Source organism: Myxococcales bacterium, from assembly GCA_016720545.1.
Classification (GTDB): domain Bacteria; phylum Myxococcota_A; class Polyangia; order Polyangiales; family Polyangiaceae; genus JAAFHV01.
Genome location: JADKKK010000031.1, coordinates 1 through 7,773 on the forward strand (window position 1 = coordinate 1; position 7,773 = coordinate 7,773).

Annotated in this window: 10 protein-coding genes; all 10 read right to left on the bottom strand. The window is 68.5% G+C overall.

Annotation, left to right across the window (positions count from 1 at the left end; genetic code table 11):
- Positions 1 to 643: HNH endonuclease (locus IPQ09_26400; protein MBL0197683.1), on the bottom strand; the 643-nt coding region annotated here is incomplete at its 3' end.
- Between the two features lie 353 nt (positions 644 to 996).
- Positions 997 to 1,779 (bottom strand): transposase, encoded by a 783-nt coding sequence (locus IPQ09_26405; protein ID MBL0197684.1) that lies wholly within the window; start codon positions 1,777 to 1,779, stop codon positions 997 to 999.
- 272 nt (positions 1,780 to 2,051) lie between these two features.
- Positions 2,052 to 3,434 (bottom strand): IS66 family transposase, encoded by a 1,383-nt coding sequence (locus tag IPQ09_26410; protein MBL0197685.1) that lies wholly within the window; start codon positions 3,432 to 3,434, stop codon positions 2,052 to 2,054.
- A gap of 280 nt (positions 3,435 to 3,714) precedes the next feature.
- The gene (locus tag IPQ09_26415; GenBank protein MBL0197686.1) at positions 3,715 to 4,770 is read right to left on the bottom strand and encodes a transposase; all 1,056 of its coding nucleotides are present in this window, start codon (positions 4,768 to 4,770) and stop codon (positions 3,715 to 3,717) included.
- Positions 4,770 to 5,099 carry a hypothetical protein gene (locus IPQ09_26420; GenBank protein ID MBL0197687.1) on the bottom strand — a complete coding sequence of 110 codons (330 nt, stop codon included), beginning with the start codon at positions 5,097 to 5,099 and terminating at the stop codon, positions 4,770 to 4,772. Before IPQ09_26420 ends, IPQ09_26415 begins: the two co-directional genes overlap by 1 nt.
- Before the next feature lie 295 nt (positions 5,100 to 5,394).
- Positions 5,395 to 5,607: an IS66 family insertion sequence element accessory protein TnpB gene (gene tnpB, locus IPQ09_26425; protein MBL0197688.1), complete on the bottom strand. Its 213-nt coding sequence runs from the start codon at positions 5,605 to 5,607 to the stop codon at positions 5,395 to 5,397.
- A 40-nt stretch (positions 5,608 to 5,647) separates the two neighbouring features.
- The gene (locus tag IPQ09_26430) at positions 5,648 to 5,785 is read right to left on the bottom strand and encodes a hypothetical protein (protein MBL0197689.1); all 138 of its coding nucleotides are present in this window, start codon (positions 5,783 to 5,785) and stop codon (positions 5,648 to 5,650) included.
- A gap of 329 nt (positions 5,786 to 6,114) precedes the next feature.
- A complete protein-coding gene (tnpB, locus tag IPQ09_26435; GenBank protein ID MBL0197690.1) occupies positions 6,115 to 6,483 on the bottom strand; it encodes an IS66 family insertion sequence element accessory protein TnpB in 369 nt (122 codons plus the stop codon).
- A complete protein-coding gene (locus IPQ09_26440; protein MBL0197691.1) occupies positions 6,483 to 6,794 on the bottom strand; it encodes a transposase in 312 nt (103 codons plus the stop codon). The genes tnpB (IPQ09_26435) and IPQ09_26440 overlap by 1 nt, the downstream gene beginning before the upstream one ends.
- A 67-nt stretch (positions 6,795 to 6,861) precedes the next feature.
- Positions 6,862 to 7,632, bottom strand: a complete 771-nt coding sequence (locus IPQ09_26445) for a transposase (GenBank protein ID MBL0197692.1) — start codon at positions 7,630 to 7,632, stop codon at positions 6,862 to 6,864.
- Positions 7,633 to 7,773 lie beyond the last annotated feature (141 nt).

A 7,773-nucleotide genomic window follows, 5' to 3' on the forward strand; every position in this document is an offset into this window, starting at 1 on the left:
GGCAGTTCGGGCAGACGGCAAGAACGTTGTCGATGCTGTCGTCGCCGCCGTCGGACAGGCGGGTCCGGTGGTGAACTTCAAGATACGGCGTGCCATCAGAGGCGCGTGCGAATGGCGCAGGCTCGCGACAGGACTCACAAATGCCAGCCGCGCGGAGGAGCGCCTCAGCGATGACATCTGGACTACGATCAAAAGCCCGCGTCAGGATCATCCTGGACGCTGGCTTGCGTGGAGCGAGTTCCATGCGAGCCCTCCGAACAGCGGGAGAGGAACGGAGCGAAGCGACGACGCTCGCTTGTGAGAGGCATTCTGACGGGGAGCCTGCTCCCCACGACAACACCGCCTCTGTCAGTCCGTCGGTGCTGCGCGTGCGATGGTCTGGGGCGCGCCCCTCGACAACAACCCTCTTCAAGTAGTCGAGGTGTGGCGTTTGGAGCGCGGTCCATTCGACCCCGCTCGGGTCGAGGTCGGGTGAGTAGAAACCGTTGCGAGATGGCGGTCGAGCGTAGCGAGGATATGGCTGCCCGGCAGCGTCGGACGGTCGGAGGCCTCGTTCATCCCAAGACCATGACTTCAACGGTGAAGTCGCGTCGAGGAGTTCCTCGCTCAGGGCAAGCCAAGCGTGCCGGCCCTCGAGGGTCATTACGATCAGCCGACCACAAAACAGTCGGAGATGGGTTCGGTCGAGGCGAACGCGGAACCATTCCGCGCGAAGTGAAGTGATGACACCCGCGGATAGCGCAGCCAAGCCGTGCATGCGCGCAGCGCTACTGGCGGGAGTTCCGAGACGGGTGGCGAACGAACTGCTCGACTTCGACATGGCAGGTCAAGATATTGATTATACACGGGTGTCCGTGCGGGGCGCAAGCAGAGGACAGTGGCCCGGTGGCGCGATCTGGGGCGGGCCGCGCAGCCGTCCGGTCACCGGACGCGGCCGCCCGGGCGAGGCGCCGCCCCTGATGACTCCTGGCCGATCAACGCAACGCCACGAGGGCTTTAGCAGCCCGTTGATAAGCGGGCGTTCTGCAATTCTCTCTCATCAAGGGCGTCGACGGCTGCGCGGGTGGCGGCTCGGAAAATCGTGCCAAGGCGGAGGGTGAAGAGCGCGCACCAAAGCCGGAGAACGCTGACAACGAAAACGACGTAGAGGAGGGCCCTCCGGCCGGCCATTTGGCGTGGTGTTCCCGCTCCGACCAGTCTCCGCATGACAATGCCGAGATTGAAGGCAGCGACCTGCAGGAGGTAGCGCTTCCGAACGTTCTCTTGTCCGCGCAGCCGGACGCGTCGATGGCCGCCTGTCTCGCAGACATGAGCGAAGGTTCTCTCGATGAGCTCACCCCGCGTGCGCTGGTGGCGCTTGCCCTTCTTCCTCTGGCAGCGTGCGCGGTTCGAGTAGAAGGCCTCGCGCGCGAGCATGCCGCCCTTGTCGCCCCAGTGACGCGCCCCGTTGACCCGCGGCGAGGGGATGTACGTGCGGTACTGCGCTCGGGCAAGGTCCAGCAGCGATTCGGCCTTGTGGTAGCCCTTGTCCGCGACGACCTCCATGACCTCGCGCTCGCTGGGCAAGTCTGGGGAGCCGGGAGGGCTACTACCGTCGTCGTCGTCGTTGTCGTCGTCGTCGTTGCTGTCGCGGCTGGAGCCGCGAGCCACCTCGATGTTGGTGCGCGCCACCTCGAGGCTCGTGGCGAGAGTCGCGGTGTCTGCCGAGTCGGCGGGTAGGAGCTCGGCCGCTACAACGTAACCGTCCGGGCTTCGACGTCTGGCGGAGACTAGGCGCAACCCGCATCCTGCGGGGACCGCAGGATGCGGCGAAAATCAAGCGATCGGGACCGTGGGAGGCGCGGTGGTGTCGGGGTCCAGGTCGGAGGCCGGCCCGGGGGCGGCGCCGGCCGGCGGTTTCGTGGACGACGGTCGGCGACGGCGGCACCCTCGGTCCGAGGTGTAGGCGCGGCCGACCCGAGGGCCCGTCGTGGGCTTGCCACGCGGGGTCGGCACGCGCGCGCCGTGCCCGCGCGGTGGCGAGCCCAAACGGAGTTGCGGAGGCGGACGACTCAGCCCGGTCGGTCGGGCGGTCGCCACTTGTCCGGGAGGAGCTCGTCGATCCTGTGGTTCGGGTGCGTATCGACCCGGACCAGCACGTCCGTGAGGTAGGCGATGGGCTCGACGTCGTTGTGGACGCAAGACGCGACGAGGGAGAAGAGGCCCGCAGTGTTCTCGCCGCAGTCCTCGTTCCCGACGAAGAGGTAGTTCTTGCGACCGAGCGCGACCCGACGAAGGGCCGCCTCCGAGCGGTTGTTGTCGGGCGGCAGCGCGGCCACGTAGAGGAACCGCGTCAGCGGCTTTCGATTGCGGAGGATGTAGCCGACGGCCTTCCCGAGCGGGGACTTCGGCGGGTGTCCGCGCCGCGCCGCGCGGGCCCACACCAAGAGTCGCGCCATGAGCGGCCGCGACCGCGTGCGGCGCAGCTCCAGGTGGGCCTCCGTGCCTTCGATTCCAAGCGCACGCGCGTCGTGCTCGACGACGTAGAGATCGCGGACGAGCTCCAGGCCCTTGGTCGCACCCGGGACGTCCTTTGCCTCGAACACCTTGCGACGGGCGTGCGCGATGCAGCCAGCGCGCCTCCGGAGGCCGGGGGCGGTGATCCGATTGTACCCGGTGTACATGTCGACCATGAGCTCGCCCGTGCTGTCGCCCAGCACGCGCGCGGGCGTCTCGCCGCTGCGGCTCGGGCTGAAGACGAACCCAATGAGATTGTCGGCCAGGAAGGTCCACACGAACGCGCGCGTGTTCCCCTCCAGCATCTTGATCGAGGTCTCGTCCGCGAACACGATCTCCGCTTGCCCGACGCGCGCGAGGACCCGCGCAGCCAAGGGCGCGAGGCGCCTGGCCGCCCGATGGAACAGGTCGTTGAGCGTGCTCCGTTCGGTGGGGACGCCGGTGCGAGAGAGCATCTTCGCGAGCCGATAGAACGGCAGCCCGTCTTCGCACTTCGACACCACGAGATACGCCACGAAGCTCGGCGCGTACGGGCTCTGGTCCAGGCGATCGGGCGCCGGCGCCGTGACGATGTAGTCGCCACACGAGCAGGCGAGCGTCTCGCGGACCTTCACGCGCCGCCGGAAGTGCCCGGGCACGTAGTCGTGCTGGACCACGGGCTTGCCGTCTCCCACCGCCGCCAGGTGCTCGTTGCCGCACTTCGGGCAAACGCGCTCGGCCTCGGGCACCGCAACGGGCTCCACCACCGTCTCGAGCCTCGCCTTCGCGTCCGCCGCCTCCCGCCGCTTCTGCTTCGCCACCTCGCGGTCGGTCGGTCGCTGCTTTGCGACTTCCCCGGCCATCGGCGGCATCTTCTCGCTCTTCGGGCCCAGCACGCGACGCTCGAGGGCGGCGAGCTTCTGCTTCGCTTCCTCAAGCTCCTCCCCCCGCTTGCGCACCTCTGCGCGGAGCCGTCTCGCCTCTCTTCAGTAACCTGCACATCGCGCGCGCGGAGTCGGAGGAGCGCGACCCACAGGGCAGGGGCCGACGGCAAGGGGGCGCGGCGAGCTGCTCGCGAAGCGGAAGGGGCCGTCGGCCCGCGATCACGCCGGGACGAGGGCGAGCGGCGGCGGACGGTGCGTCGCCGAGGGGGCCTCGGCTCGTTCGGGTCGAGCCGCGCGGGTGGCCACCAGTTCTTCGGGGCGGTGAGGTACCGGTCCTTCGGCCAGGTCGGAGGTGCTACGGTCCTCGAGGTAGATCTGCGGGTCGAGGTCGTGGAGTCGGCAGGAGGCTACGATGCTGAAGAGCGCGGCGGCGGCGTGGGCGTGGAGATCGCTGCCATAGAAGAGCCAGTTCTTGCGGCCGACCACGATGGTGCGAAGGGCCCGCTCGCTGCGTGTGTTGTCGAGGGGAGGCGGCCGTCGAGGAAGACACGGCGGAGCTCCTGCTCCTGGTTCTCGGCGTAGCCGAGCGCCTTCGTGGCGAGGGTCCTGCCGAGGGTCGCGCGAGCGGTCGTTCGCAGGCAAAGAACTCGTCGACGAGCGGGAGGACGCGCGTGAGGCGCTCGCGCGCGCGTTCGATGGGCGGCATGTGGGCGAGCGCGTTGTCGGCGACGTAGATCGCGCGGATCCGCGTGAGGCCTGCGACTCCGATGGGGTACTTGCAGATCGCAGCTTCGAAGAAGTAGCGGCGGGTGTGGGCCCAGCAGCCGACGAGGAGCACCGGAGGATCTGCGCCGCCGTGTCCTCGGTCGAGGATGTCGTAGACGCTGCTGGCGTCGGACTGGAGATAGCCACGGAAGCCCTTGAAGAGCGAGGCGACGGCGTCCTGCGTGTGGCGCTCGACATAGGAGAAGAGCACGTGATCGCGATCGGCCACGATGGTGAAGAAGTGGCCCTTCTTGCAGGCGCGCTTGGGGCCACCGTCGCGGGCGCCCGGCTGGATGGCGGCGCCCGTGGCGTCGGTCGAGAGGACCGAGCACGTCTCGATGGCGTCGCGCAGCATGGCGTGCACGATGGTCGCGCCGAGCGTGCGCCGGCCCTCGAGGTTGCGGCACATGGTCGAGCGATCGAGGGACTCCGCCCATCGCCGAGACGTGTCGCTCGAGGCGGTAGTTCGGGACCCCGAGCGCGAATTCTGCACGGCGAGCCAGGCGAGCACCGAGGTGTGGAGCATGGCGCGCGGGAACAGCGGCTTCGGCGAGGGCGCGACCATCACCCTCGCCGCGCCGTGAACGGAGACTTCGTACTTCGCCACCTTCTTCACGAGGACCTTGAAGCAGGCGCGCTGGAACATCAGCTGATAGCTCGTCTCCCAGTCAATGAGCCTTCCGCCGCTCGCCTCGGCGCGCCATCGCGGATCTCGACCACCACCCGCGGGAGCTTGGACGCGGAGAGATCGCGGCCCCTTCGGGCGCGGCTCTCGCTCTCGGCCTCCTCGGGCGGAGGCGGGGGCGAAGCCGGCTCCGGTGCCGGCTCCGGCGCGCCGTTCTCTCCCGTGGTCCCTGTAGGTTGCTTCGTGAGCGCGTCGAGCTCCGCTTGGAGCTTCGCCTGATCCGCGAGCAAGTTGCCGAGCGTGAGCTGAAGCTCGCTGGTGCCGCTTCGTTCGGACTTCGTGCCGTACAGCCGCCGCTTGAGTAGCCTTCTCGCTCGCGTGGTTCGTGAGCGCGCTCTCGAGCGCGGCGATCGTCCCCTGCAGCGACGCGATGAGCGCCTGAAGCGACGCGATGGCCGCGTCGCGCTCGGCGAGCGCGCTCGCCAGCTTCGCGGTCTCCGGGGGGATGCGCATCGCTCTCTTCACGGTGCCGTTAGACGTAGCCGATCTTCTGGAAATTCAGCCTCATGGCGAATATTTTCCCATCTTAGTGGACTGTCTTCGTGAGCCCCGCGAACAGGGCCTCGAACGCGACCTCGCTCACGATCACGCTCGTCTCTCCCTCCTCTCGGGTCTGGGGATCTCGAACACACCGCGGTCCAGGCGCTTGTACCAGAGCACCGCTCCCGTGCCGTCCCACGTCAGTATTTTCACGGTCTGCCGACGCTTGCCGAAGAACACGAACAGCGCCTTGGACCGAGGCTCACGCCCCATCCGCTCGCGCACCAGCCCGCCCAGGCGCTCGAACCCGAAGCGCATGTCCACGGGCTCGACGGCCACGAAGATCTCCACCCGCGGATCACGACGCGCCCCCGGCCAGCGCCCTCACGACCTCGCGCAGGAGCCCCGCGTCGAACCCCGGCTCGACGCGCACCTTCGCGGGCCCCACCTCCACGACGAGGCCTCCCACGGCGCGGGGCGCGACCTCGAGGCGCACGAACGCTGTCCGTGGCTCGGGAGCCGGCCGGACTCGAGACCCCCGCCCGTCCACCTCCGCGGCCCAGCGACAGAGGCTCCCCTTCGACAGCCCGTGCTCTTCGCTATACTTCGCAGCGCTCACCCCGCTCGCCCGCCACGCCCGCACTTCCGCCCCGCGCTCGCCCCTGCTTCGCTGTCGTCCCATGGGTGCAGTTTGCACTCCCCCGATCACTCGCGCGACGTGGGGTCCGCGCAGCGGTTACCCTCTTCACGCCAGAAGCACGGGTGGTCGTCTACAGGGGGCAACAACCAGTATTGATCACGCTTCGCTCGTTCTGTCGATCCCCCTTATGCGCAACGCCCAATCTTCGGCGTCCACGCTTCCGGACGCCGAACCCGTGCCACGTCGATGCCATCCAGCAGCATCGCCAACCCCGTCGCGTCCAGCTCCGCGGACTTCCCGTCCGCGCTCAGCGCGGGGGCCTGGAATCGACCTCGCTCCAGGCGCTTGTAATACAGGACGAACCCGCCCCGGTCCCAGAACAGGATCTTGCACCGGTCCAGCCGGCGCCCGAGGAACACGAAGAGGTGCCCGCCAAATAGCCGCTCCTCCCCCCACTCCCGACGCACGATCGCCGCCAGCCCATCGTGGCCAGCGCGGAGGTCGACGGCGCCCACCGCCAGGTGAATACGGAGGCTCGACCGTAGCCCCAGCATCACACCCCCAACGCCCGCGCCACCGCCGCCACGTACCCCGGGTCCGTCCCTTCCTCGAAGTACACACCGACCTCGCCCACCTCGAGCTTCACCCGTCGACCAGGCCCGGCTTCGCCCCTCGACGGAGGACACGCGGCGCTCACACGGATCGGCACCAGCGAAGTCGACGTCGCCGACCCGAGCTTCGCTCGCCATCTCAGCACCGACGAGGCGCTCACGCCGTGCCGCCTCGCCACCTCGCCAACCCCCTTGCCGCCCTCGACCTCGGACACCACACGCCGCCAGAAACCCTCGCTCTTCGCCGCTGCCATACCTCAACCTCCGGACCCCAGTCTCCCTCCCCACTAGACCTCCGCCCAGACGTCGAACCCCGGACGGTTACGCTACAACGACGCCCGACTCCATGTCCACGACGTGCTCCGCCTTGTAGGCAAGCCGAGTCCGTCCGTCCTTGAGCCGACAGATCCGCGCATCGTCGTCGGTCGACGAGACCCAGTCCGCATTCGACACCTTCTTGCCCTTGCGCTGGCGGTCCATGCGCTGGGCGTCCTCGGCGGTCGGATTCTCGATGCCCTGCTCGACGCACAACTTCTTCAGGTACTCCGCGTAGCCCTCGCCCGTGTCGCGTCTCACGATCGTCTTCATCGACGCGTCCGCCCGCAGATAGGTCGAGTCGACGCCGACCACCCTTCCGCGAAGGAGGCCCTCCTTCTCGACGATGCCGAGGACGAGCGTGAAGACCGCCTCGTAAACCGTGCTCGGAAGCCGCGTCCGCGTCCGCGAAAGCGTCGAGTGGTCCGGAACGCGCTCGCCGGGAAGGAGGCCCAAGAACCCTCGAAGGGACAGCGAGTCCGAGCATCGCCACTCGAGGCCGCGCTCCGACTCGATCCCCTCGAAGTAGCCCACCAACAGCATCCGGAAGTACACCCCGGGCACAACCGACAGTCGGCCCCCAGCGGCTCCGGCGTCGAAGCTCGACTCGCACAGCGCCTCGACCTGCTTGTCGAACCCCGCCGCGCGCAGCAGCTCGTTCAGCTTCTCGTAGAACCGATGTCCGGGCGACCTCGGGAGCTCCGTCGTCCCCACCCACATCGGCGCCTGCTTGTCCGTCCGTCGCCCCATTCCCATCGTGGACGGAACCCTATCCATGCCGCTGATCCGTGTCGACCCCTGCGGGCAAAATCAACGGGCTGCTAGAAACGCCCACCTGGAACACGCTCCGAGCGCTCCTCAAATCGCGCCTTGGCGGGCCGGGCGCGGACGACGCCGGGCCTCGGTCCGTAAATCAAC

Excerpts from the sequence above, each read along its gene's own strand:
- IPQ09_26445 (MBL0197692.1), bottom strand. The coding sequence starts at position 7,632 with ATGGATAGGGTTCCGTCCACGATGGGAATGGGGCGACGGACGGACAAG.
- IPQ09_26415 (MBL0197686.1), bottom strand. The coding sequence starts at position 4,770 with ATGTTCCAGCGCGCCTGCTTCAAGGTCCTCGTGAAGAAGGTGGCGAAG.
- tnpB (MBL0197688.1), bottom strand. The coding sequence starts at position 5,607 with ATGCGCTTCGGGTTCGAGCGCCTGGGCGGGCTGGTGCGCGAGCGGATG.
- tnpB (MBL0197690.1), bottom strand. The coding sequence starts at position 6,483 with ATGCTGGGGCTACGGTCGAGCCTCCGTATTCACCTGGCGGTGGGCGCC.
- IPQ09_26440 (MBL0197691.1), bottom strand. The coding sequence starts at position 6,794 with ATGGCAGCGGCGAAGAGCGAGGGTTTCTGGCGGCGTGTGGTGTCCGAG.